The sequence below is a fragment of the Hydrogenophaga sp. R2 genome, from assembly GCF_049843595.1.
Taxonomy (GTDB): domain Bacteria; phylum Pseudomonadota; class Gammaproteobacteria; order Burkholderiales; family Burkholderiaceae_C; genus Hydrogenophaga.
Genome location: NZ_JBBHZN010000002.1, coordinates 72799 through 95257 on the forward strand (window position 1 = coordinate 72799; position 22459 = coordinate 95257).

The 22459-nt window shown below is 69.4% G+C and carries 21 protein-coding genes; 10 read left to right on the forward strand and 11 right to left on the reverse strand.

The window, feature by feature from the left end:
• Positions 1 to 11: 11 nt before the first annotated feature.
• On the forward strand, positions 12 to 1583 hold the full coding sequence (locus WD026_RS08790) for a benzoate-CoA ligase family protein (protein WP_425723294.1): 1572 nt from the start codon (positions 12 to 14) through the stop codon (positions 1581 to 1583).
• Between the two features lie 33 nt (positions 1584 to 1616).
• Here WD026_RS08790 and apbC read toward each other — a convergent pair whose 3' ends face one another.
• Positions 1617 to 2708: an iron-sulfur cluster carrier protein ApbC gene (gene apbC, locus WD026_RS08795; protein ID WP_425723295.1), complete on the reverse strand. Its 1092-nt coding sequence runs from the start codon at positions 2706 to 2708 to the stop codon at positions 1617 to 1619.
• A gap of 166 nt (positions 2709 to 2874) precedes the next feature.
• Between apbC and metG the strand changes: the two genes are divergently transcribed.
• Positions 2875 to 4920, forward strand: a complete 2046-nt coding sequence (metG, locus tag WD026_RS08800; protein WP_425723296.1) for a methionine--tRNA ligase — start codon at positions 2875 to 2877, stop codon at positions 4918 to 4920.
• 1 nt (position 4921) lies between these two features.
• Here metG and bamE read toward each other — a convergent pair whose 3' ends face one another.
• Positions 4922 to 5452 carry an outer membrane protein assembly factor BamE domain-containing protein gene (bamE, locus tag WD026_RS08805; protein ID WP_425723297.1) on the reverse strand — a complete coding sequence of 177 codons (531 nt, stop codon included), beginning with the start codon at positions 5450 to 5452 and terminating at the stop codon, positions 4922 to 4924.
• Positions 5453 to 5571: 119 nt separating this feature from the next.
• On the opposite strand from bamE, the gene WD026_RS08810 reads away from it, so the two are divergent.
• Genes WD026_RS08810 through nadB form a run of 3 tightly spaced genes read left to right on the forward strand, consistent with a single transcriptional unit; the run spans position 5572 to position 8268 of the window.
• Positions 5572 to 5784, forward strand: a complete 213-nt coding sequence (locus WD026_RS08810) for a DUF3460 family protein (RefSeq protein WP_425723741.1) — start codon at positions 5572 to 5574, stop codon at positions 5782 to 5784.
• A gap of 10 nt (positions 5785 to 5794) precedes the next feature.
• On the forward strand, positions 5795 to 6649 hold the full coding sequence (locus tag WD026_RS08815) for a segregation and condensation protein A (RefSeq protein WP_425723298.1): 855 nt from the start codon (positions 5795 to 5797) through the stop codon (positions 6647 to 6649).
• Positions 6650 to 6663: 14 nt separating this feature from the next.
• The gene (gene nadB / locus WD026_RS08820; RefSeq protein WP_425723299.1) at positions 6664 to 8268 is read left to right on the forward strand and encodes an L-aspartate oxidase; all 1605 of its coding nucleotides are present in this window, start codon (positions 6664 to 6666) and stop codon (positions 8266 to 8268) included.
• Here nadB and WD026_RS08825 read toward each other — a convergent pair.
• From WD026_RS08825 to nadC, 3 genes are read right to left on the reverse strand one after another with little or no spacing between them, the layout of a single operon-like run.
• Complete coding sequence (locus tag WD026_RS08825) at positions 8211 to 10031, reverse strand: chorismate-binding protein (protein ID WP_425723300.1); 1821 nt, start codon at positions 10029 to 10031, stop codon at positions 8211 to 8213. The genes nadB and WD026_RS08825 overlap by 58 nt on opposite strands.
• Complete coding sequence (gene nadA, locus WD026_RS08830) at positions 10028 to 11131, reverse strand: quinolinate synthase NadA (RefSeq protein ID WP_425723301.1); 1104 nt, start codon at positions 11129 to 11131, stop codon at positions 10028 to 10030. Before nadA ends, WD026_RS08825 begins: the two co-directional genes overlap by 4 nt.
• Before the next feature lie 14 nt (positions 11132 to 11145).
• The gene (gene nadC, locus WD026_RS08835; RefSeq protein ID WP_425723302.1) at positions 11146 to 12003 is read right to left on the reverse strand and encodes a carboxylating nicotinate-nucleotide diphosphorylase; all 858 of its coding nucleotides are present in this window, start codon (positions 12001 to 12003) and stop codon (positions 11146 to 11148) included.
• A gap of 125 nt (positions 12004 to 12128) precedes the next feature.
• Here nadC and panB point away from each other — a divergent pair, with 125 nt between their 5' ends.
• Together panB and panC are read left to right on the forward strand one after the other, a co-directional pair.
• Positions 12129 to 13016, forward strand: a complete 888-nt coding sequence (panB, locus tag WD026_RS08840) for a 3-methyl-2-oxobutanoate hydroxymethyltransferase (protein WP_425723303.1) — start codon at positions 12129 to 12131, stop codon at positions 13014 to 13016.
• Position 13017: 1 nt separating this feature from the next.
• Entirely contained in the window at positions 13018 to 13869 is an 852-nt protein-coding gene (panC, locus tag WD026_RS08845; RefSeq protein ID WP_425723304.1) for a pantoate--beta-alanine ligase, read from the forward strand.
• Positions 13870 to 13880: 11 nt separating this feature from the next.
• Here the strand turns inward: panC and WD026_RS08850 are convergent, their stop codons facing one another.
• The 4 genes from WD026_RS08850 to WD026_RS08865 all read right to left on the reverse strand — a co-directional run bounded on the left by WD026_RS08850 (position 13881) and on the right by WD026_RS08865 (position 16133).
• Positions 13881 to 14873, reverse strand: coding sequence for an NAD(P)H-dependent glycerol-3-phosphate dehydrogenase (locus WD026_RS08850; RefSeq protein WP_425723305.1), 993 nt, complete (start codon positions 14871 to 14873; stop codon positions 13881 to 13883).
• Positions 14874 to 14883: 10 nt separating this feature from the next.
• Positions 14884 to 15345, reverse strand: a complete 462-nt coding sequence (secB, locus tag WD026_RS08855) for a protein-export chaperone SecB (protein ID WP_425723306.1) — start codon at positions 15343 to 15345, stop codon at positions 14884 to 14886.
• Between the two features lie 109 nt (positions 15346 to 15454).
• On the reverse strand, positions 15455 to 15712 hold the full coding sequence (gene grxC, locus WD026_RS08860; protein ID WP_425723307.1) for a glutaredoxin 3: 258 nt from the start codon (positions 15710 to 15712) through the stop codon (positions 15455 to 15457).
• 10 nt (positions 15713 to 15722) lie between these two features.
• Positions 15723 to 16133, reverse strand: a complete 411-nt coding sequence (locus tag WD026_RS08865; protein ID WP_425723308.1) for a rhodanese-like domain-containing protein — start codon at positions 16131 to 16133, stop codon at positions 15723 to 15725.
• Positions 16134 to 16238: 105 nt separating this feature from the next.
• On the opposite strand from WD026_RS08865, the gene gpmA reads away from it, so the two are divergent.
• The 3 genes from gpmA (at position 16239) to WD026_RS08880 (ending at position 19379) form a co-directional block, all read left to right on the forward strand.
• Positions 16239 to 16982: a 2,3-diphosphoglycerate-dependent phosphoglycerate mutase gene (gpmA, locus tag WD026_RS08870; protein WP_425723309.1), complete on the forward strand. Its 744-nt coding sequence runs from the start codon at positions 16239 to 16241 to the stop codon at positions 16980 to 16982.
• A 150-nt stretch (positions 16983 to 17132) separates the two neighbouring features.
• Positions 17133 to 18611: a S41 family peptidase gene (locus tag WD026_RS08875; protein ID WP_425723742.1), complete on the forward strand. Its 1479-nt coding sequence runs from the start codon at positions 17133 to 17135 to the stop codon at positions 18609 to 18611.
• A gap of 15 nt (positions 18612 to 18626) precedes the next feature.
• Positions 18627 to 19379: a HesA/MoeB/ThiF family protein gene (locus WD026_RS08880; protein WP_425723310.1), complete on the forward strand. Its 753-nt coding sequence runs from the start codon at positions 18627 to 18629 to the stop codon at positions 19377 to 19379.
• A 13-nt stretch (positions 19380 to 19392) separates the two neighbouring features.
• Here WD026_RS08880 and WD026_RS08885 read toward each other — a convergent pair whose 3' ends face one another.
• Positions 19393 to 19893, reverse strand: a complete 501-nt coding sequence (locus tag WD026_RS08885) for a thermonuclease family protein (protein WP_425723311.1) — start codon at positions 19891 to 19893, stop codon at positions 19393 to 19395.
• Positions 19890 to 22367 carry a ligase-associated DNA damage response DEXH box helicase gene (locus tag WD026_RS08890; RefSeq protein ID WP_425723312.1) on the reverse strand — a complete coding sequence of 826 codons (2478 nt, stop codon included), beginning with the start codon at positions 22365 to 22367 and terminating at the stop codon, positions 19890 to 19892. The genes WD026_RS08885 and WD026_RS08890 overlap by 4 nt, the downstream gene beginning before the upstream one ends.
• Positions 22368 to 22459 lie beyond the last annotated feature (92 nt).

A 22459-nucleotide genomic window follows, 5' to 3' on the forward strand; every position in this document is an offset into this window, starting at 1 on the left:
AGACACCCACCATGAGCGCCACCCCCGTCACCGCGCCGCCCGCCCGCTTCAACTTCGCCCGGCACCTGATCGAACTCAATGCCGGCCGCGCCGGCAAGACCGCGCTGATCGACGACCAGGGCCGCACCACCTACGGCGAACTGGCCGACCAGGTGCGGCGCTTCGCCGGCGGCCTGGCCGACCTGGGCCTGCGGCGCGAGGAACGTGTGCTGCTGCTGGCCCACGACAGCAGCGACTGGGTGGTGGCCTTCCTGGGCTGCCTGCACGCCGGCGTGGTGCCGGTCGCCGTGAACACGCTGCTCACCGCCAAGGACTACGCCTACATGCTGGCCGACAGCCGCGCGCAGGCCGCCATCGTCTCGGGTGCGCTGCTGCCCACGCTGCAGACCGCCCTGGCCGAGGGGCACCCGCTGGCCCACCTCATCGTCTCGCGCGGCACCGAGCTGCCCGCCGGCGCGCACGACTTTGCCGCCCTGGTGGCCCGCAGCACGCCGGCCGAAGCCGCCGACACCCACGGCGAGGAACCGGCTTTCTGGCTCTACTCCAGCGGCTCCACCGGTGCACCCAAGGGCACGGTGCACACCCAGGCCAACCTGTACTGGACCGCCGAGCTGTATGGCCGCGCGGTGCTGGGCATGAACGAGTCCGACGTGGTGTTCTCGGCCGCCAAGCTGTTCTTTGCCTATGGCCTGGGCAACGCCCTGACCTTCCCGTTGAGCGTGGGCGCCAGCGTGGTGCTGATGGCCGAGCGGGCCACGCCGCAGGCGGTCTTCAAGCGCTTCACCGAGCTCAAACCCACCATCTTCTGCGGTGCCCCCACCGGCTATGGCGGCATGCTGGCCAGCCCCGACCTGCCGCCGCGCTCGGCGGTGGCACTGCGGCTGTGCTCGTCGGCCGGCGAGGCCCTGCCGCAGGACATCGGCGAACGCTGGACCCGCCACTTCGGCGTGGAAATCATCGACGGCATCGGCTCCACCGAGATGCTGCACATCTTCCTCTCCAACATCCCGGGCCAGGTGCGCTACGGCACCACCGGCTTTCCGGTGCCCGGCTACGAACTGGAGCTGCGCGGCGAAGACGGCCAGCCGGTCGGTCAGAACGCCGACGGTTCCAGCGAGATCGGCGACCTCTACATCCACGGACCCAGCGCGGCGCTGATGTACTGGAACAACCGCGCCAAGTCGCGCGACACCTTCCAGGGCGGCTGGACCAAGAGCGGCGACAAGTACGTGCGCAACGCCGACGGCAGCTACACCTACGCCGGCCGCAACGACGACATGCTCAAGGTCAGCGGCATCTATGTGAGCCCGTTCGAGGTGGAGGGCACGCTGGTGCAGCACCCGGCCGTGCTGGAGGCCGCCGTGATCGGCAAGGTGGACGCCGACGGCCTGACCAAGACCAAGGCGTTCGTCGTGCTCAAGCCCGGCCAGCAGGCCAGCGAGGCCGAGCTGCAGGCCTTCGTGAAGGAGAAGCTGGCGCCCTACAAGTACCCGCGCTTCATCGAGTTCCTGCCGGACCTGCCCAAGACGGCCACCGGCAAGATCCAGCGCTTCCGCCTGCGGGAACGCGAGCAGGCGGCCTGAGCGGAACCGCGGGGCCGAAGGCCCCGCACCGCATCAGGTGTCCTTGGAGATCTTGATGCTGGGGAACTTGGACGAGAAGTCCTTGGCCTTGGCCGCGATCTTGATGGCCACCTGACGCGCCACACCCTTGTACAGGCCGGCGATCTCGCCCTCGGGGTCGGCCACCACGGTGGGCATGCCGCTGTCGGCCTGCACCCGGATGCTCATGTTCAGCGGCAGGGCGCCCAGGTAGTCCATGCCGTACTCGGCCGCCATGTTCTTGCCGCCATCAGCCCCGAAGATGTGCTCCACATGGCCGCACTTCTCGCACACGTGCACCGCCATGTTCTCCACGATGCCCAGGATGGGCACGCCCACCTTCTCGAACATCTTGATGCCCTTGCGGGCATCCAGCAGGGCGATGTCCTGCGGGGTGGTCACGATCACCGCGCCGGTCAGCGGCACGCGCTGCGACAGGGTGAGCTGGATGTCGCCGGTGCCCGGGGGCATGTCGACGATCAGGTAGTCGAGGTCTTTCCAGTTGGTCTGGCGCAGCAGCTGCTCCAGCGCCTGGGTGGCCATGGGGCCGCGCCAGATCATGGCTTCGTCGCGGTCGATCAGGAAACCGATGGAAATCACCTGGATGCCGTAGTTCTCCAGCGGCTCCATGGTCTTGCCGTCGCTGCTCTCGGGCCGGCCTTCCACGCCCAGCATCATGGGCTGGCTGGGGCCGTAGATGTCGGCGTCCAGGATGCCGACCTTGGCACCCTCGGCGGCCAGGGCCAGGGCCAGGTTGACCGCGGTGGTGCTCTTGCCCACGCCGCCCTTGCCGGACGCCACGGCCACGATGTTCTTCACGTTGGGCATGAGCTGCACGCCGCGCTGCACCGCGTGCGCGATCACCTTGGTGGTGAGGTTGACCGACACGTTCTCCACGCCGGCCACGCCCTTGGCGGCGGCGATCAGGGCCTTGCGCAGGGCCGGCATCTGGCTCTTGGCCGGGTAGCCCAGCTCGATGTCGAAGGACACGTCGCCGTCCTGCAGCTGCAGGTTCTTCAGCGCCTTGGTCGAGACGAAATCGCGCCCGGTGTTCGGGTCCTGGACAGCTTGCAATGCGGACAGCAGCGCCTGTTGATCGACGGCCATGGGGGAGAGTCTCCGGGGGAATGAGGATGGGTGCCCGGGAAGGGGGCAGGGTATCGAATGCGGCCGAGAGTCTACCGCCCCGGCCCGGGCGGCGGGATTCACACAGTCCTCGTGCGGACATCCCCCGGCCTAAAATCACGGGTTCCCCTTTTGGATCGCACCCGCCATGAGCCAGCGCCGACTGTTCGTCACCACCGCCCTGCCCTACGCCAACGGCCACTTCCACATCGGCCACATCATGGAATACATCCAGGCCGACATCTGGGTGCGTTTCCAGCGCATGCAGGGCCACGAGGTGAACTTCGTGTGCGCCGACGATGCGCACGGCGCGCCGATCATGATCGCGGCCGAAAAGGCCGGCAAGACGCCGCAGCAGTTCGTGGCCGACATCGCCGCCGGCCGGCCCCAGTACCTGAACGGCTTCCACATCGGCTTCGACAACTGGCACAGCACCGACGGCCCCGAGAACCACGAACTGGCCCAGGCGGTGTACCGCGACCTCAAGGCCGCCGGCCTGATCGAGACCCGCACCATCGAGCAGTTCTTCGATCCGGAAAAGGCCATGTTCCTGCCCGACCGCTTCATCAAGGGCGAATGCCCCAAGTGCGGCGCCAAGGACCAGTACGGCGACAACTGCGAGGTGTGCGGTGCGGTGTACGCCCCCACCGAACTCAGGAACCCGTACTCGGCGCTCTCGGGCGCCACGCCGGTGCTGAAAACCTCGGACCACTTCTTCTTCAAGCTGTCCGACCCGCGCTGCCTCGAATTCCTGGCCGGCTGGACGAACAACGGCGCGGTGCAGCCCGAGGTGCTCAACAAGATCACCGAGTGGATCGCGCCGGGTGAAGACGGCAAGCCCAGGATGGGCGACTGGGACATCAGCCGCGACGCGCCCTACTTCGGCATCGAGATCCCGGACGCGCCGGGCAAGTACTTCTATGTGTGGCTGGACGCGCCCATCGGGTATCTCGCCTCGCTGAAGAACCTGTTCGGCAAGACCGGCCGCGACTTCGACGCCTTCATGGCCGACCCGTTCACCGAGCAGTACCACTTCATCGGCAAGGACATCATCACCTTCCACACCCTGTTCTGGCCGGCCATGCTGCATTTCAGCGGCCGCAAGGTGCCCAATGCGGTGTTCGTGCACGGCTTCCTCACCATCAACAACGGCGAGAAGATGAGCAAGAGCCGGGGCACCGGCCTGGACCCGCTCAAGTACCTGCAGCTCGGCATGAACCCCGAGTGGCTGCGCTACTACCTGGCGGCCAAGCTCTCGGCCCGCAACGAGGACGTGGACTTCAACCGCGAAGACTTCATGCTGCGGGTCAACAGCGACCTGATCGGCAAGTTCGTCAACATCGTCTCGCGCTCGGCCGGCTTCCTGACCAAGCGATTCGGCGGCCAGCTCACCCAGACTTTCGACGACCAGGGCACGGCCCTGCTGGCCGACATCCGCACCGCGAGCGCCGGCATCGCCGCGCACTACGACGGGCGCGAATACGGCCGCGCCATGCGCGAGATCATGGCGCTGGCCGACCGGGTCAATGCCTATGTGGACCAGCACAAGCCCTGGGACCTGGCCAAGGACCCGGCCAACGACCCGCGCCTGCAGCAGGTGTGTTCGGTGCTGGTGAACGCCTTCACCACGCTGGCCCGCTACCTGGCGCCGGTGCTGCCCGACATCGCCAGCCGCGTGCAGGCCCTGACCGGCGCCGACCTGGGCAACTGGCACAACGCCTCGCTGGTGGCCAGCATCCAGCCCTACCAGCACCTGATGCAGCGGGTCGACCCGAAGCAGCTCGACGCCCTCTTCGAGCCACCCGCAGCGCCGGTGGAAGCCGCCCCGCTGCCCGGCGGCGAAGCCGTGGCCGACACCATCACCATCGACGACTTCACCAAGGTCGACCTGCGCATCGCGCAGATCGTCAACTGCGAAGCGGTGGAAGGCTCGACCAAGCTGCTGCGCCTCACGCTGGATGTGGGCGAAGGCCGCCACCGCAACGTGTTCAGCGGCATCGCCAGCATGTACCAGCCGGAAGACCTGATCGGCCAGATGACCGTCATGGTGGCCAACCTGGCGCCGCGCAAGATGAAGTTCGGCGTGAGCGAAGGCATGGTGCTGGCCGCCAGCCATGCCGACGAGAAGGCCCAGCCCGGCATCTTCGTGCTCAAGCCCTGGCCGGGCGCCCAGCCCGGCATGCGGGTGAACTGACTCAGCGCCGGTTCTGGATGTCCGGGTCCGGCGTGCGCAGGGTGTTCACCACCCGCATGTCGGTGTTGAACACCGCGCTGAAGATCCACATCTCGGTCGAGCTCTGCGGCTGGTAACGCCAGTCGTAGTGGGTTTCCTGCTTGAGCGCATAGGTGGTCACCTTGCGCGGCTTGCCCAGCATGCGGCGCACCTGCTCCATGGGCATGCCGGGCTGCACCCGGTCGAAGTTGGCTTCGGTCAGCACCTGCTCGATGCGGGCGAGCTTGCCGTCCGGGCCGATGGTGATCATGTAGTTCACCACGCCCTCGGGCTGGCGGTTGTATTCGTAGATCTGGGCACCGTCCTCGCCGTCCCACACCGCTTCGGGCGGGCCGAACCGCTCCTTGACGTCGGCCTCGGTGGACACGCCGGGCTCCAGCTCGGCGATGTTCTTGAGGTCGCAGGCGCCCACCAGTCCCACCGCCCCCAGCACCGCCAGTGCATTGCGGGCCAGCCGTGCCACGGCGCCCGGCCAGCCGGTCTGTTGGTTCATCGCGAAATCCCCCTTTGGAAAGTTGTTCCAGTGTACGGTGGGGTGTACCCGGCGCTGTGACCGGACGTACAGACCCCCCGGCTTAAAATCGCTTCCTTTACGCCTTGCCCCAGCCCACCATGCCGTTCTTCCGCCGCCCCGACTACCAGTCCGATGCCACCCAGTTCATCGACCAGCTCAAGGCCGCCAAGCCCACGCTGGAACAGGAGCAGCGCCAGGGCCGTGCCCTGCTCTGGGACCGCCCGGTGGACGCCGAATTCCAGGCTCAGGCGCAGGCCGCCCGCGTGGCGCAGAAACCCTACGTCTACCAGACCGAATCCGGTCTGAAGTGATCACCCGCCCATGAGCAGCCCCGAGGTCCCCTCGCTGGACGAGGCGCCACCCGGCATCGACCAGGTGATGCCCTCGGTGGTGGACCACGTGGCGCTGGCCCGCCTGTACGGCGAGCCGCTGTTCAAGCTGCCGCAGGACCTCTACATACCGCCCGATGCGCTGCAGGTGTTCCTGGAAGCCTTCGAAGGCCCGCTGGACCTGCTGCTCTACCTGATCCGCAAGCAGAACTTCAACATCCTCGACATCCCCATGGCGGCGGTCACCCGCCAGTACCTGGCCTACGTCGACGAGATCCGCGCCGGCAACCTGGAGCTGGCCGCCGAGTACCTGCTGATGGCGGCCATGCTGATCGAGATCAAGAGCCGCATGCTGCTGCCGCCCAAGAAGGTGGCCGAGGGCGAGGAAGCCGAAGACCCCCGGGCCGAGCTGGTGCGCCGCCTGCTGGAGTACGAACAGATGAAGCTGGCCGCCCACCGGCTGGCCGAGGTGCCGCAGTACGGTCGCGACTTCCTGCGCGCCGCCGTGTACGTGGAGCAGGCCCTGGTGCCGCGTTTCCCGGACGTGCACGTGGTGGACCTGCAGTCGGCCTGGCGCGACATCCTGCGCCGCGCGAAGCTGGTGCAGCACCACCGCATCAGCCGCGAGGAGCTGTCGGTGCGTGAACACATGAGCATCGTGCTGCGCCAGCTGCAGGGCCGGCGCTTCGTCGAGTTCGGCGAACTGTTCGACGTGAGCCGGGGCACGCCGGTGCTGGTGGTGACCTTCATCGCCATGCTGGAGCTGGCCAAGGAAACCCTGATCGAGCTCACCCAGGCCGAGGCCTTCGCCCCCATTTACGTGCGGCTGGCGTACTCGCCCAGCTAGCCACCCCCACATCCATGACCGACATCCACCGCTTCGACGTCCTCATCATCGGCAGCGGGCTGGCAGGCCTCACCGCCGCGCTGAACCTGGCCCCCACCCACCGCGTGGCGGTGATCACCAAGCGCGCCCTGCTGGACGGCTCCAGCAACTGGGCCCAGGGCGGCATTGCCGCCGTGCTGGCCGAGGGCGACAGCTATGCCTCGCACGTGGACGACACCCTGGTGGCCGGCGCCGGCCTGTGCGACCTGGAAGCCACCCAGTTCACGGTGGAGAACGCCCCGGCCGCCATCAGCTGGCTGCAGGAACTGGGCGTGCCCTTCACCACCGAGCACGGCGAGCTGCACCTCACCCGCGAGGGCGGCCACAGCCACCGGCGCATCGTGCACGCGGCCGATGCCACCGGCGCAGCCGTGCAGGCCACCCTGGTGGAGCGGGTGCGCCGCACACCCAACGTGACCGTGTTCGAGCACCACATGCTGGTGGACCTGATCACCGACCGGCAGCTGCCGGGTTCGTCCGGTGCCCCGGGCGAGCGCCGCTGCTTCGGCGCCTATGTGCTGGACACCGAAAAAGACGAGGTCATGACCTTCGAAGCCGGCCACACCGTGCTGGCCACCGGCGGCGCCGGCAAGGTCTACCTCTACACCACCAACCCCGACACCGCCACCGGCGACGGCATTGCCGCGGCCTGGCGCGCGGGGTGCCAGGTCGGCAACATGGAGTTCATCCAGTTCCACCCGACCTGCCTGTACCACCCGCACGCCAAGAGCTTCCTGATCACCGAGGCGGTGCGCGGCGAGGGCGGCCTGCTCAAGCTGCCGCCGCACCTGGGCGGCCACCGCTTCATGCCCGACCACGACCCGCGCGCCGAACTGGCCCCGCGCGACGTGGTGGCCCGGGCCATCGATTACGAGATGAAGAAGCACGGCCTGGACTGCGTGCACCTGGACATCTCGCACCAGAGCCCCGAGTTCCTGCGCGAACACTTCCCCAACATCCTGGCACGCTGCGCCGAGCTGGGCATCGACATCACCCGCGAACCCATCCCGGTGGTGCCGGCGGCCCACTACACCTGCGGTGGCGTGGTCACCGACCTCAACGGCCGTACCGAGGTGGCCGGCCTGTACGCCGTGGGCGAGACCACCTGCACCGGCCTGCACGGCGCCAACCGGCTGGCCAGCAACTCGCTGGTGGAGTGCATGGTGTTCGCCCAGGCCGCCGTGTCGGCCATCCGCCAGGCGCCCGCGCCGCAGCCCCCGGCCCTGCCGCTGTGGGACGACAGCCGCGTGACCGATGCCGACGAGATGGTCGTCATCTCGCACAACTGGGACGAGCTGCGCCGCTTCATGTGGGACTACGTGGGCATCGTGCGCACCAACAAGCGGCTGGAGCGCGCCGCCCACCGCATCACCCTGCTGCAGCGCGAAATCCACGAGTTCTACGCCAGCTTCCACGTCACCCGCGACCTGCTGGAGCTGCGCAACCTGGTGCAGGTGGCCGACCTGATCGTCATGTCGGCCCTGCTGCGCCGCGAGAGCCGCGGCCTGCACTACAGCCTGGACTACCCGGACCTGCTGCCCGAGGCCAGACCCACCATCCTGGTGCCCCCCGGCCGCTGAAGCCGCGCCAGCATCCAGCCGCGCAGGCTGTTGAAGCAGGCCACCGCGCTGGCGCGGTCCAGGTCGTCCAGCGTCAGCACGGCTTCACGCACCCGGCCTTCGGCCAGGGCCACAGCCCTGCCCACGCCGTCCAGCAGGCCGCTACCCAGAGGCGGCGTGAGCCACTGCCCGTCGATGCACAGGGCGATGTTGGCCCGGGTGCATTCGGTGAGTTCACCGGCCTCGTTCCAGAGCAGCACATCGAAGGCATCGGGGTGGCGCGCGGCGGCCGCGTCGTAGTGGTCGCGCCGCGTGGTCTTGTAGCGAACAAACTCGCGGTGCGCCTCGGCCAGGGGCCGGTCGTCCAGCACCAGCAGCACCTCAGCCGGCGTGTCGGGCATGGCCACCGCGGTGGCCTGCGGCCGGCCCTGGCGGTCCAGCGTGAGCCGCACCCGCCACAGGCCCTGAGGGTGAGTGGCGGCCAGCGCGTCCAGGCAGGCCTGCACATCGGCAGGTTGCGCGGCAAAGCCGAAATGCGCCGCCGTGCGCTGAAGGCGGGCCATGTGGCGTTCGCGGTGGCGCAGCACACCGTCCTGCAAGGCCAGGGTTTCGAGCAGCTCGAACGGTGCGCTGGCGCGCTCGATGAAAGTGCGCTTGTGCTGCCATTCGCGCCACTCGCTGGCGGGCTGCGCATCCCAGGTGATGCCGCTGCCCACGCCGGCTTGCAGGGCCACACCGGTCGGTGTGGTGCGGGCCAGAACGGTGCGGATGGCCACATTGAAGGTGGCACCGCCACCTGGACGCAACACACCCACCGCACCGCAGTACACGCCACGCGGGCCCGGCTCGCGCTGGCGGATGTGGTGCATGGCCCGCGCCTTGGGTGCACCGGTGATGGAACCACAGGGAAACAGCGCCTGCATCACCTGCCACAGACCGATGCCGGGCCGCGTGATGGCCTGCACGTCGGAGGTCATCTGCCAGACCGTGGGCAGCGGCTCCAGGTGGAACAGCCGGGGCACGCTCACCGAATGCGGCTCGGCCAGGCGCGAGACATCGTGGCGCACCAGGTCGACGATCATCACGTTCTCGGCGCGCTCTTTGGCCGACGCGCGCAGGGCGGCGGCACACGCCGCATCACTCGCCGGATCCGGGCCGCGCGGTGCGGTGCCCTTCATGGGGCGCATCAGCAGCTGCCGGCGGTTCCAGTCGAAGAACAGCTCGGGCGAGGCGCTGAGCACCTGCCAGTCGCCACCATCGATCCAGGCACCGAAGCCGCCCGGTTGTTCGCGGCGCAGCGCAGCCCACAAATCCCAGGGTCGGCCGGTCTGCAGCCGACCCTTCAGCAGCGTGGTGTGGTTGACCTGGTAGACCTCGCCATCGGCGATGGCGCGGTGCAAGGCCGCGAGATCGGTGTCGAAACCGTCGCGGGACACGCCTGCAGTCCAGGTGGCACCGACCGCGTCGGGTTCGCCTGCAGCCCCGTCCTCGGCCACCGTCGAAGGCAAGTACACCGCAAACCAGGCCAGGGGAAGCCCAGATTGCGGTGGGTGGGTGGGCAGCGCTGCATCGAAGGCAGCGGCTGCTTCGTAGGCCACGAACCCCACGCACCAGCAGCCCGCCAGCGACGCGGCTTCGGCCGCCTCGATCACGCCACGCACCTGGTCCAGGGTGACGGCCTGCAGCACCTGCATCGGTGCACCGAACGCCAGCCGCAGACCGGGCTGGTTCGGCAGTCCGGTGGCAACGAAGTCGACGCAGGCGGACGGTACGGCTGGGATCACGCCGCGCCGATGTCGGGCACCAGGGCGCCCGCGTCGCGGCCGGCCTTGTGGGCCGCCGTGAAGGCCAGCATGCGGTCGATGGGCTGGCGGGCGCGCGGGATGAGCGCCGGATCGACCTCGATGGCGTTGGCGCCGGTCTCCAGCACGCGGGCCACGCCGGCCAGGCCGTTCATGGCCATCCAGGGGCAATGCGCGCAGCTCTTGCAGGTGGCGCTGTTGCCCGCCGTGGGTGCCTCGATGAACAACTTGTCCGGGTTCTGCTGGCGCAGCATGTGCAGCATGCCCTTGTCGGTGGCCACGATGTAGCTGGGGGCGTCCAGATCGCGCGCGGCCTTGAGGATGGCCGAGGTGGACCCCACCGCATCGGCCAGGGCCACCACATCGGCCGGGCTTTCGGGGTGCACCAGCACCCTGGCCTCGGGGTGCTCCTTCTTGAGCAGCTCCAGCTCGATGGCCTTGAACTCGTCGTGCACGATGCACGAGCCGTTCCACATCAGCATGTCGGCGCCGGTCTCGCGCTGGATGTAGCCGCCCAGGTGCTTGTCGGGTGCCCACAGGATCTTGTGGCCCTTGTCCTTGAGGGCCCGCACGATGTCCAGGGCGCAGCTGCTGGTCACCAGCCAGTCGGAACGGGCCTTCACCGCCGCGCTGGTGTTGGCGTACACCACCACGGTGCGGTCGGGATGCTGGTCGCAGAAGGCGCTGAACTGGTCGATGGGGCAGCCCAGGTCGAGCGAGCAGTTGGCGTCCAGATCGGGCATGAGCACCGTCTTTTCCGGCGACAGGATCTTGGCCGTCTCGCCCATGAAGCGCACGCCCGAGACCACCAGCGTGGTGGCGGCATGGTCGCGGCCGAAACGGGCCATCTCCAGCGAATCGCTGACGATGCCGCCGGTCTCGATGGCCAGGTCCTGCAGGTCGGGGTGCACGTAGTAGTGCGACACCATGACCGCATTGCGCTCGCGCAGCAGGCGGCGGATGCGGTCCTTGAGTTCGGCGCGCTGGGCCGGGCCGGGCTCCACCGGCACGCGGGCCCAGGCGTGCTGCGTGGGGCAGGCCGGCTGTTCGTATTCGACGTCGATGATGGATGCGGTGGTCATGGGTGTGCCCTCGCTCATTGCATTCGCATGGAAAAGTCGATGGCCCGCACATCCTTGGTGAGGGCCCCGATGGAGATGCGGTCCACGCCGGTTTCGGCCAGGGCCCGCACGGTGGCGAAGTTCACGCCGCCCGAGATCTCGAGGATGGCGCGGCCCGCGTTGCGGCGCACCGCATCAATCAGGGTGGGCAGGTCCATGTTGTCCAGCAGCACCATGGTGGCGCCGCAGGCCAGGGCTTCGTCCAGCTGCGCCAGCGTCTCGACCTCGATTTCCACGAAGCGGGCGGCCGGTGCGGTCTCGCGCACCCGCTGCAGCACCGGGGCCACGCCGCCGGCGGCCGCAATGTGGTTTTCCTTGATCAGCACCGCGTCGAACAGGCCGATGCGGTGGTTCACGCCGCCGCCGCAGGTCACGGCGTACTTCTGCGCCAGCCTCAGGCCGGGCACGGTCTTGCGGGTGTCGACGATGGCCGCTCGGGTGCCGGCCACGGCGTCCACATAGCGGGCGGTCTCGGTGGCCACGCCGCTGAGCAGCTGCAGGAAATTGAGTGCGGTGCGCTCGGCGCTCAGCAGGGCGCGGGCCTGGCCTTCGATGGTCAGCACCACCTGGTCGGGCTGGCAGCGCTGGCCCTCGCCCACCTGCCACTGCCAGGTGGCGGTGGGGTCGAGCGCGCGCAGGGCCGCCTCGACCCAGGGTGCGCCGCAGATGACGGCCGATTCGCGGGCCAGGATGCGGGCGCTGGCGCGGCGGGCCGGATCGACCAGGGCGGCGGTCAGGTCGCCGCTGCCCACGTCTTCGGCGAGGGCGCGCGCCACGTCCTGGCGGGCCAGGGCGTCGAGGTCCTCGCGGGTGTATTCGGAGAGGTGTTTCATGAAGGCCGCGAACGGGGAAGAAAACAGGGGGGAATTCAGAGTGAAAAGCCGGGCAGAAAGCTGCGGGGCGGATGGACTATAGTCCCGCATTCTCGGACACCCCCACCCCCCAGAGGGTCGACCCCATGAGCAACCCCACAGCCTCCGCTCCCACGGCCACGCCGTACGGCACGCTGCCTGCGGCCTCTCCGCTGCCGCAGCGCAAGCCGGTCAGCCTGCCGCGCCTGAACGAAATGCGCGAGCGCGGCGAGAAGATCACCATGCTCACCGCCTACGACGCCACCTTCGCGGCCGTGGCCGACGCAGCCGGCGTGGAATGCATCCTCATCGGCGATTCGCTGGGCATGGTGTGCCAGGGTCTGTCCAGCACCGCCGGCGTCACGCTGGAGACCATGCGTTACCACACCGAGAGCGTGGTGCGCGGCCTGCGCCGGGTGCAGGGCACCGCCTGGGTCATCGGCGACCTGCCCTTCGGCAGCTACCACGAATCGAAGGAACAGGCCCTGCGCAGCGCGGCCGAACTGGTGCGCGCCGGTGCCCACATGATCAAGCTCGAAGGCGGCGGCTGGACCGCCGACACGGTGCGCTTCCTGGTCGAACGCGGCATTCCGGTCTGCGCCCACCTGGGCCTCACGCCCCAGACGGTGCATGCCCTGGGCGGCTACCGGGTGCAGGGCCGTGACGATGCGGCCGCCCTGCAGCTCAAGCGCCATGCCCTGGAACTGCAGGACGCCGGTGCCACCATGCTGGTGCTGGAGATGGTGCCCGCCGCGCTGTCCGCCGAGATCACGCAGCAGCTGCGCACCTGCCACACCATCGGCATCGGGGCCGGCAAGGCCACCGCCGGCCAGGTGCTGGTGATGCACGACATGCTGGGCATCAACCTGGGCAAGAACCCCAAGTTCGTGCGCAACTTCATGGAAGGCGCGGCCTCGGTGCGCGATGCCATGGCCGCCTATGTGAAGGCGGTCAAGGACGGCAGCTTCCCCGACGACGCCCTGCACGCCTGGTGACATGAAAGTCGTCCACACCATCGCCGACCTGCGGGCGGCGCTGCGTCCCTTCGACGCTCCGGCCCTGGTGCCCACCATGGGCAATCTGCACGACGGCCACATCGACCTGGTGCGCACCGCCCGGCCCCTGGGCGACGTGACCGTGGCCAGCATCTTCGTGAACCGGCTGCAGTTCGCGCCGCACGAAGACTTCGACACCTACCCCCGCACCCTGGAAGCCGACTGCACACGTCTGGCCGAGGCCGGCTGCGACGTGGTGTTTGCCCCGTCCGAAAAAGACCTCTACCCCGAGCCGCAAGGCTTCAAGGTGGTGCCGCCACCCGAGCTGGCCGACATCCTCGAAGGTCACTTCCGCCCCGGTTTCTTCACCGGCGTGTGCACCGTGGTCATGAAGCTGTTCCAGTGCGCCTTTGCCGAGGCCAAGGGCCGGCGCACGGCCGTGTTCGGTCAGAAGGACTACCAGCAACAGATGGTCATCCGCCGCATGGTGCAGCAGCTCGCGCTGCCCATCGACATCGTGGTGGCGCCCACCCGGCGCGCGGCCGACGGACTGGCACTGAGTTCGCGCAACGGCTACCTGAGCGAGGCCGAGCGGCTGGAGGCGGTGCAGCTGTCGCTGGCGCTGCGCGCCCTGGGCCGCGATGCGCTGGCGGCCGCCGACGGCCTGGTGCGACACCTGCCCGCGCTGGAAGCCCGCGCCATGGAAGGCCTGGCCGCACGCGGCTGGCAGCCCGATTACCTGACGGTGCGCCGGCGGGTCGACCTGCAGCCGCCCCAACCCGGCGATGCGCTCGTGGTGCTGGGCGCCGCCCGGCTGGGCCGCACGCGGCTGATCGACAACCTGGAGATCTGACCCGGCCCGGGTCAGGCCGATTCCGGCTTCGGGTCGCGGCCCATCAGCTCGGCAACGGCCTGAGCGGGCTGCAGGCGGCCTTCCAGCAGGGCCACCACCGCCGCGCTGATGGGCATGTCCACATCCAGCGCAGCAGCCCGCTGCACCACGGTGCGGGCACTGTAGACACCCTCGGCCACATGGCCCAGCGACTCCACCGCCTGGTCCAGCGTGCGACCTTCGGCCAGCAGCCGACCCACCTGGCGGTTGCGGGAAAGATCGCCGGTGGCGGTGAGCACCAGATCGCCCAGGCCGGAGAGGCCCATGAAGGTGTCGGTGCGGGCACCCAGCGCCATGCCCAGGCGGGTCATCTCGGCCAGACCGCGGGTGATGAGGGCGGCCCGCGCGTTCAGGCCCAGACCCAGGCCGTCGCACAGACCGGTGGCAATGGCCAGCACGTTCTTGACCGCACCGCCCACCTCGACACCGGCCACATCGTCGTTGGCATACACCCGCAGGGTGCTGCCATGAAAAGCCGCCACCAGGGCGTCGCGCACGGCAGCGTGTTCGCTGGCCGCCACCACGGCCGTGGGCTGGCCGCGCGCCACTTCCTGGGCAAAGCTGGGGCCGCTGAGCACGCCGCAGGCCAGGCCAGGGGCCACCTCGGCAGCGATCTCGTGACCCAGCAGGCCATGCGCAGCGCTGCCGGAGCGGGGCTGCTCGAAACCCTTGCACAGCCAGGCCACCGGGGCCTGCTGGTCGGCCAGCCGGGTCAGCCAGCCGCGCAGGCCGGCCATGGGCGAAGCCACCACGTACAGGTCGGCTGGCGGCAGATCACCGCTGGCCACGCGCAGGCCGGGCGGCAACTCGATGCCGGGCAGGTAGCGGCGGTTCTGGCGGTCGGCGCTCAGCGCCTGGGCCTGGGCCGCGTCGCGCGCCCAGAGCGTGACCGCCCTGCCATGGCGCGCTGCGCTGATGGCCAGTGCGGTGCCCCAGGCACCGGCGCCCACGACGGCGATGTCCATCGCCGTTCGCTCAGTTGGTGATGATGCGCGAGCCTTCCTGCTGGGCCTGCTGCGCCTGCTGCTGCTCGTACATGGCCTGGAAGTTGATCTCGGCCAGGTGCACCGGCGGGAAGCCGGCGCGCTGCACGATGTCGGCCACGTTGCTGCGCAGGTAGGGGTAGACGATCTGCGGGCAGGCAATGCCCATGATGGGGCCCATCTGTTCCTCGGGCAGGTTGCGCACCTCGAAGATGCCGGCCTGCTTGGCTTCCACCAGGAACACGGTCTTGTCCTTGATCTTGGTCTGCACGGTGGCGGTCACGGCCACTTCGTACACGCCTTCGGCCAGCGGGGTGGCTTCCACGCCCAGCTGGATGTCGACCGAGGGCTGCTCCTGTTCCAGCAGGATGGCCGGGGAATTGGGCTGTTCCAGAGACGCTTCCTTGAGGTAGACGCGCTGGATCTGGAAAACGGGGTCGAGGTTCTCGGCCATGGTGGTGTCTCGCTGGTTCAGAAAAAGGAAAGGCCCGCCGGGGAGGTGTTCCCGCAGCGGGCACGGCGTGGATTATGTCAGCCGGCAGCCGGGCGTCCGGCCACGGGTGTCAGCCCTGCAGCAGGGGCACCAGGCCCCCTTTGCCGTCCAGGGCATGGAGGTCGTCGCAGCCGCCCACATGGGTCTGGCCGATGAAGATCTGCGGCACGCTGGTGCGGCCGGTGATCTCGGTCATGCGGGCGCGCACGTCGGGCTTGCCGTCGACCACGATTTCCTCGTAGTCGGTGACGCCTCGGGCCTGCAGCAGCGCCTTGGCGCGGGCGCAGTAGGGACAGAAATCGCTGGAGTAGATGGTGACTTTGGCCATGGCGGAATGATCAGGCCTTTTCCACCGGCAGGCCGGCGCCGCGCCAGGCACCCATGCCGCCCGAGAGGGAATGCGCCTTCTCGTAGCCCAGCTTGCGGGCCTCGGCCACGGCGCGGTTGGCGCGGGCGCCGGTGGGGCAGACGAAGATCACCGGCAGGTTCTTGTTCTTGACGGTGCCGGCCAGCTTGGCGGCCACCTCGTCCACCGGCACATGGCGCGAGCCGATGATGTGGCCGGCGGCGAATTCGGCCTCGGTCGACACGTCCACCACCACCGCCTTCTCGCGGTTCATCAGCATCACGGCGTCGTTGGGGGCCAGGGTGCCGGCGCGCTGGCCGGAACGCACCGCCGGCCACACCAGAAATGCGCCGGACACGAATGCGGCTGCGATCAGTACCCAGTTCTCGATGAAGAAGCTCACGTGGTCACCTTTGTAGTCAAGCGCGGGATTTTAGAATGGCGGGCTGTGCCCCTGCGGCACCCCGGCCTGCTTTCCCTTCCTCCGCCCCAACCTGCCCTGCCTGCCATGTACAAGCTCGTCCTGATCCGCCACGGCGAATCCACCTGGAACCTCGAAAACCGCTTCACCGGCTGGACCGACGTGGACCTCACCCCCACCGGCGTGTCCCAGGCCATGTCGGCCGGCCAGCTGCTCAAGGCCGAGGGCTTCGATTTCGACATCGCCTACACCAGCGTGCTCAAGCGGGCCATCCACACCCTGTGGTACACGCTGGACGCCATGGACCGCACCTGGCTGCCGGTGGTGAAGAGCTGGCGCCTGAACGAGCGCCACTACGGCGCGCTGCAGGGCCTGAACAAGGCCGACATGGCTGCGAAGTACGGCGACGAGCAGGTGCTGATCTGGCGCCGCAGCTACGACACCCCGCCGCCGGCGCTCGAGGCCACCGACCCCCGCTGCGAACGCAGCGACCGCCGCTACGCCCTGCTCAAGGCCGACGAAGTGCCGCTGACCGAATGCCTCAAGGACACCGTGGCCCGGGTCATCCCGTTCTGGAACGAGTCGCTGGCGCCAGCCATCCAGTCCGGCCGCCGGGTGGTGGTGGCGGCGCACGGCAACAGCATCCGTGCCCTGGTGAAGTACCTGGACGGCATTTCGGACAGCGACATCGTCAACCTCAACATCCCCAACGGCATCCCGCTGGTGTACGAGCTCGACGCCAACCTGCGCCCCCTGCGCCACTACTACCTGGGTGACGCCGAAGCCGCCGCCCGTGCTGCGGCCGCCGTGGCGGCCCAGGGCAAGGCCTGAACCGGCCACCCGGCACGCCCTGCGACAAACCCGCCGGAAACACCCGGGAACCGGGCGGTCCCACGGGGGTCGTAGGTGTATATTGGCCCGACCAGCGGGCCATGCGGCCGCGCTGAAGCGTCACAGAGGACACGAGACATGTCGAAACAGGTGGGCCAGAAGCTCAAGATTGCAGGTTGGGTGGCCGTCGGTGCGGTGGCCGGCGCCCTGACCACGGTTCAACTCCAGGCCACGGCGCGCAGCAGCCTGGCGCCGCTGCCGCTGGAAGAGCTGCAGCAGCTCGCCGCCGTGTTCGGCATGGTCAAGAGCGACTACGTGGAGCCGGTGGACGAGAAGAAGCTGATCTCCGAGGCCATCTCGGGCATGGTCAGCAGCCTCGATCCGCACTCGCAGTACTTCGACAAGAAGTCCTTCAAGGAATTCCGCGAAGGCACCAGCGGCCGCTTCGTGGGCGTGGGCATCGAGATCGGCATGGAGGACGGCCTGGTCAAGGTGGTGTCCCCCATCGAGGATTCGCCCGCTTTCCGCGCCGGCCTGAAAAGCGGCGACCTGATCACCAAGATCGACGACACCCCGGTCAAGGGCCTGACCATCAACGACGCGGTCAAGATGATGCGTGGCGAGCCCCGCACCAAGGTGCTGCTGACCATCTTCCGCAAGGACGAGGACCGCACCTTCCCGGTGACCATCGTCCGCGAGGAGATCAAGACCCAGAGCGTGAAGGCGCGCAACGTGGAGCCGGGCTTCGGCTGGATCCGCGTATCGCAGTTCCAGGAGCGCACCACCGAGGACGTGGCCCGCAAGCTCGAGGAGCTGTACAAGGCCGACCCCAACATGAAGGGCCTGGTGCTCGATCTGCGCAACGACCCGGGCGGCCTGCTGCCGGCGGCGGTGGCCATCTCGGCCATCTTCCTGCCCGAAGACGTCACCGTGGTGTCCACCAACGGCCAGACCGCCGACAGCAAGATGGTCTACAAGGCCGTGCCGCAGCACTACCTCACCCGGGGCGGCCCGGACCACGTGGCCCGTCTGGCCCAGGCCACCCGCAACTTCTACAAGAAGGTGCCGCTGGTGGTGCTGGTCAACGAAGGCTCGGCCTCGGCCAGCGAGATCGTGGCCGGCGCCCTTCAGGACCACAAGCGCGCCACCATCATGGGCAGCCAGACCTTCGGCAAGGGCTCGGTGCAGACGGTGCGCCCGCTCGGCCCCGACACCGGCCTGAAGCTCACCACCGCCCGCTACTACACGCCGTCGGGCAGCACCATCCAGGCCAAGGGCATCGTGCCCGACGTGATGGTGGACGAAACGCCCGAAGGCAATGTGTTCGCCGCCCTGCGCACCCGCGAGGCCGACCTGCAGAAGCACCTCATGAACGGCACCGAGGCCAAGCCGGCGCCCATGACCGATGCCCAGCGTGCCGCCGAACAGCAGCGCGATCAGGAACGCGAAGCCGCCCGCAAGCGCCTGGAAGAAGAAGCCAGGAAGAACCCGAGCCAGCGCCTGGTGCCGGAGTTCGGCAGCGACAAGGACTTCCAGCTGCAGCAGGCGCTCAACCAGCTCAAGGGCAAGCCGGTGCTGGTGAGCAAGACGCTGCAGGTGCGCAGCACCGACGACAAGAAGGCCAACTGACGCACAGGCCCGGGGTTGGACGACGCTCAGCTGCTGCGGTATTCGCGGCACATCCTGCTCAATGAACTCGGGGTCGAGGGCCAGGAACGGCTGCTGGCCTCGCATGCCCTGATCGTGGGTGCGGGGGGCCTGGGCTCTCCGGCCGCGCTGTACCTGGGCAGCGCCGGCGTGGGCCGCATCACCGTGGTCGACCACGACGAGGTGGACGAGACCAACCTGCAGCGGCAGATCGCCCACAACCTGGCCCGCGTGGGCCAGCCCAAGGCCGAATCGGTGCGCGAGGCGATTGCCGCCATCAACCCCGACCCGGTGGTCACCCCCGTCACCGAGCGGGCCGATGCCGCCCTGCTCGACACCCTGGTGGCCCAGGCCGATGTGGTGCTGGACTGCACCGACAACTTCGCCACCCGCCACGCCATCAACCGCGCCTGCGTGCAGCACGGCAAGCCGCTGGTGTCGGGTGCGGCCATCCGCATGGACGGCCAGCTCAGCGTGTACGACACGCGCGAGGCGGCCAATCCCTGCTACGCCTGCGTGTTCCCGGAAGACAGCGGCGTGGAGGAAACGCGCTGCGCCACCATGGGCGTGTTCGCGCCGCTGGTGGGCATCGTGGGCACGCTGCAGGCGGCCGAGGCGCTCAAGCTGCTGGCCGGCCTGGGCTCGCGCATGGCGGGCCAGCTGCTCATGATCGACGGCCGCGATCTGGCCTTCACCCGCATCGGCATCCCGGCCAACCCGGCCTGCCCGGTGTGCGGCCACCGGCACTGAAACAGCGCTCGGCTCAGCGGGCCGGCAGAGGACATGGCCCGTGCCGCCGCCGGAAATCGCGCGGTGGCTCCGGGCGCGCTTCGGCAAACACCCCGCGGCGCTCGCGCCGGGCCTGCTGTTGCTGGTCTTTGTACCCGTGGCGGCCGCCGCCCGAGGCCCAGGCCAGCCCGCTGCGCACCAGCCAGGCGTTGAGGTCTTCGCCGTCCTGCTCGATGCGCGCCAGGCCACGGCCGTAGGTGTCGCTGCCCCGCTCTTCCACACGCACCCGCTGCTGCAGCACGCGCTCGGCCAGGGCAGCGCGGGCGGCCTGTCCACCCGACTGGCAGATCTCGGGCGCGTCGATGCCCACCAGCCGCAGCTTGCGGTACGGACCGCCGCTCACCGGCTGCACCCACACGGTGTCGCCATCGGACACCCGGGTCACGCGGGCGGTGTAGCGCTCCACGCCAGCGGCAGCCGCCTGCATCGACGGCACCGCCAGCACGGCACCCAGCAGCCACGCCCAGACCCTCATGGCGCCGCCTCCAGGTCGCGCAGCATGCGCTCCAGCCGGGCCGAGAGCTGCTCGGTGCTCAGGCGTTCGCGCAGGCGCTCCACCATCAGCGGCAGGCTCATGGGGCTGGGCTGGGTGAGGTCCACCAGCTCCAGCCGCTGGCCGGCCATGCGCTGCAGGCACTGCTGCAGCCGGCCGATCTCCAGTTCCTGCGACAGCACCTCGCTCTCGGCCTGGCGCAGCAGCAGGTTGCCCGGGTCGTACTTGCGGAACACCTCGAAGAACAGGCCGCTGCTGGCCTGCAGCTGGCGCAGGCTGCGCGGCGCACCGGGCTGGCCGCTGAACACCAGCCCGGAGACGCGGGCGATCTCGCGGAAGCGCCGCTGCGCCAGTTCACCCGCGTTGAGCGAAGCCAGCACATGGTCCAGCAGATCGTCGGTGGACAGCACCGAGCCATCGAGCAGCCGGGTCAGATCAGGCTCGTCGGCCGCCAGCAGCTCGAAGCCGTAGTCGTTGACCGACAGGCTGAAGGTGTTGGGCTGCTCCCGGGCCAGCCGCCAGGCCAGCAGGCTGGCCAGACCCAGGTGCACATGCCGGCCGGCAAACGGGAACAGGCACAGGTGGTGGCCCTCCTTCGAGCGGAAGCGTTCGGCCAGCAGCACACCGGGCCGGGGCAGGCGCGAGCGTTGTGCCTGCGTCTGCAGCATGGGCCGCGCGGCCTGCAGCTCGGGCGAATCGAAGCGGCCGGCCTCGGCCAGGGCCATCTGCTCCAGCACCGCATCGGCCAGTTCGGTGGACAAGGGCATCTTGCCGCCCTGCCAGGTGGGCACCGCGCCCTTGTTCCGGGTGGCCTTCTTCACCCAGGCGGTCATGTCGTGCACCCGCACGAACTCCAGCAGACGCCCGGCAAACACGAAGCAGTCGCCCTTGTTCAGCCGCGAGATGAAGCCTTCCTCGATGCTGCCGATGGACCCGCCGTTGAGGTACTTCACCCTCAGCGAGGCGTCGCTCACGATGGTGCCCACGCCCCAGCGGTGGCGGCGTGCGGTGGCGCGGCCCTGCGGCGTGTCGGGCACGCGCCAGAGGCCCTGCTCGTCACGGGCCAGGCGGTGGTAATCGGGGTAGGCGGTGAGGCTGTCGCCGCCGCGTTCGCAGAAGGCCAGCGCCCAGTCGAAGGCCTCGCGCGAGAGATCGCGGTAGGCCCAGGCAGTGCGGACCTCGTCGAACAGCGCATCGGCCTGGAAACCGCCCCCCAGTGCCACCGTGACCAGGTGCTGCACCAGCACGTCCAGCGGCTGGTGCGGGCTGTGGCGCGGCTCGATGCGACCGGCCTGCGCCGCCTCCCGCACGGCGGCGGCTTCGATGAGTTCGAGCGTGTTGGTGGGCACCAGGGTGATGCGGCTGGGTCGCCCGGGCGCATGCCCGCTGCGCCCGGCGCGCTGCAGCAAGCGGGCCACGCCCTTGGCCGATCCGATCTGCAGCACCCGCTCCACCGGCAGGAAGTCCACGCCCAGGTCCAGCGACGAGGTGGCCACCACCGCCTTGAGCTGCCCGTCCTTCAGGCCGGCCTCCACCCACTCGCGCACCGCCTTGTCCAGGCTGCCGTGGTGCAGAGCCACCTGGCCGGCCCAGTCGGGGCGGTGCTGCAGCAGCAGCTGGTACCAGATCTCGGCCTGGCTGCGGGTGTTGGTGAACACCAGCGCCGTGCCGGCGCCATCCAGCTCGCGCACCACCGGCTCCTGCATGCGCGAACCCAGGTGGCCCGACCACGAATACCGGCCTGGATCGGGCGGGATCAGGGTGTCGATGCGCAGCGTCTTGTCGACCCGGCCCTGCACCAGCACCGAGGGCTGTGCGTCGGGAAGACCGTCGGGGCCGCACAGCACCTGTCGTGCCTCGTCGAGGTTGCCCAGCGTGGCGCTCATGCCCCAGGTGATGAGGCCGGGTTGCCAGCGGCGCAGCCGGGCCAGCGCCAGCTGCACCTGCACGCCCCGCTTGCTGCCGATCAGCTCGTGCCATTCGTCCACCACCACGGCGCGCACGCCGGCCAGCTCCTGCGGCGCCTTGTCGCGCGCCAGCAGCAGCGACAGCGACTCCGGTGTGGTCACCAGCACGGTGGGCATGCGCCGGTCCTGCCGGGCGCGTTCGGCCGAGGGCGTGTCGCCGGTGCGCAGGCCCAGCGTCCAGGCCGGCGCCAGATCGGCCAGCGGGGCCCGCAAGGCGGTGGTGCTGTCGGCCGCCAGCGCCCGCATGGGGGTGATCCACAGCACGGTGAGCGGCGGAGTGCGTGCGGCGCCCGCGGGGTCCGGGTCGTTCAGCAGACGGTCGAGCAGGCCGAGCCAGACCGCATAGGTCTTGCCGGCACCCGTGGTGGCGTGCAGCAGGCCGCTGCAGCCCCGGGCCTGGGCCGACCAGACCGATTGCTGGAACTCGAACGGCTGCCAGCCACGGGCCTGCATCCAGGCGGTGGCACGGCTGGCCAGGGCGTGCGGCATGGGAATCGACCGATGCGCCGGCGCGTCAGCCCTTGCGGCCACCCATGGGCAGCTGCACGTTCAGGTCGATGGCGCCCGCCGAGATGGGCGCG

What these genes read in the sequence shown, in the direction of transcription:
- WD026_RS08790 (WP_425723294.1), top strand. Translation starts at nt 12, where the DNA reads ATGAGCGCCACCCCCGTCACCGCGCCGCCCGCCCGCTTCAACTTCGCC.
- apbC (WP_425723295.1), bottom strand. Translation starts at nt 2,708, where the DNA reads ATGGCCGTCGATCAACAGGCGCTGCTGTCCGCATTGCAAGCTGTCCAG.
- metG (WP_425723296.1), top strand. Translation starts at nt 2,875, where the DNA reads ATGAGCCAGCGCCGACTGTTCGTCACCACCGCCCTGCCCTACGCCAAC.
- bamE (WP_425723297.1), bottom strand. Translation starts at nt 5,452, where the DNA reads ATGAACCAACAGACCGGCTGGCCGGGCGCCGTGGCACGGCTGGCCCGC.
- WD026_RS08810 (WP_425723741.1), top strand. Translation starts at nt 5,572, where the DNA reads ATGCCGTTCTTCCGCCGCCCCGACTACCAGTCCGATGCCACCCAGTTC.
- WD026_RS08815 (WP_425723298.1), top strand. Translation starts at nt 5,795, where the DNA reads ATGAGCAGCCCCGAGGTCCCCTCGCTGGACGAGGCGCCACCCGGCATC.
- nadB (WP_425723299.1), top strand. Translation starts at nt 6,664, where the DNA reads ATGACCGACATCCACCGCTTCGACGTCCTCATCATCGGCAGCGGGCTG.
- nadA (WP_425723301.1), bottom strand. Translation starts at nt 11,131, where the DNA reads ATGACCACCGCATCCATCATCGACGTCGAATACGAACAGCCGGCCTGC.
- nadC (WP_425723302.1), bottom strand. Translation starts at nt 12,003, where the DNA reads ATGAAACACCTCTCCGAATACACCCGCGAGGACCTCGACGCCCTGGCC.
- panB (WP_425723303.1), top strand. Translation starts at nt 12,129, where the DNA reads ATGAGCAACCCCACAGCCTCCGCTCCCACGGCCACGCCGTACGGCACG.
- panC (WP_425723304.1), top strand. Translation starts at nt 13,018, where the DNA reads ATGAAAGTCGTCCACACCATCGCCGACCTGCGGGCGGCGCTGCGTCCC.
- WD026_RS08850 (WP_425723305.1), bottom strand. Translation starts at nt 14,873, where the DNA reads ATGGACATCGCCGTCGTGGGCGCCGGTGCCTGGGGCACCGCACTGGCC.
- secB (WP_425723306.1), bottom strand. Translation starts at nt 15,345, where the DNA reads ATGGCCGAGAACCTCGACCCCGTTTTCCAGATCCAGCGCGTCTACCTC.
- grxC (WP_425723307.1), bottom strand. Translation starts at nt 15,712, where the DNA reads ATGGCCAAAGTCACCATCTACTCCAGCGATTTCTGTCCCTACTGCGCC.
- gpmA (WP_425723309.1), top strand. Translation starts at nt 16,239, where the DNA reads ATGTACAAGCTCGTCCTGATCCGCCACGGCGAATCCACCTGGAACCTC.
- WD026_RS08885 (WP_425723311.1), bottom strand. Translation starts at nt 19,893, where the DNA reads ATGAGGGTCTGGGCGTGGCTGCTGGGTGCCGTGCTGGCGGTGCCGTCG.
- WD026_RS08890 (WP_425723312.1), bottom strand. Translation starts at nt 22,367, where the DNA reads ATGCCGCACGCCCTGGCCAGCCGTGCCACCGCCTGGATGCAGGCCCGT.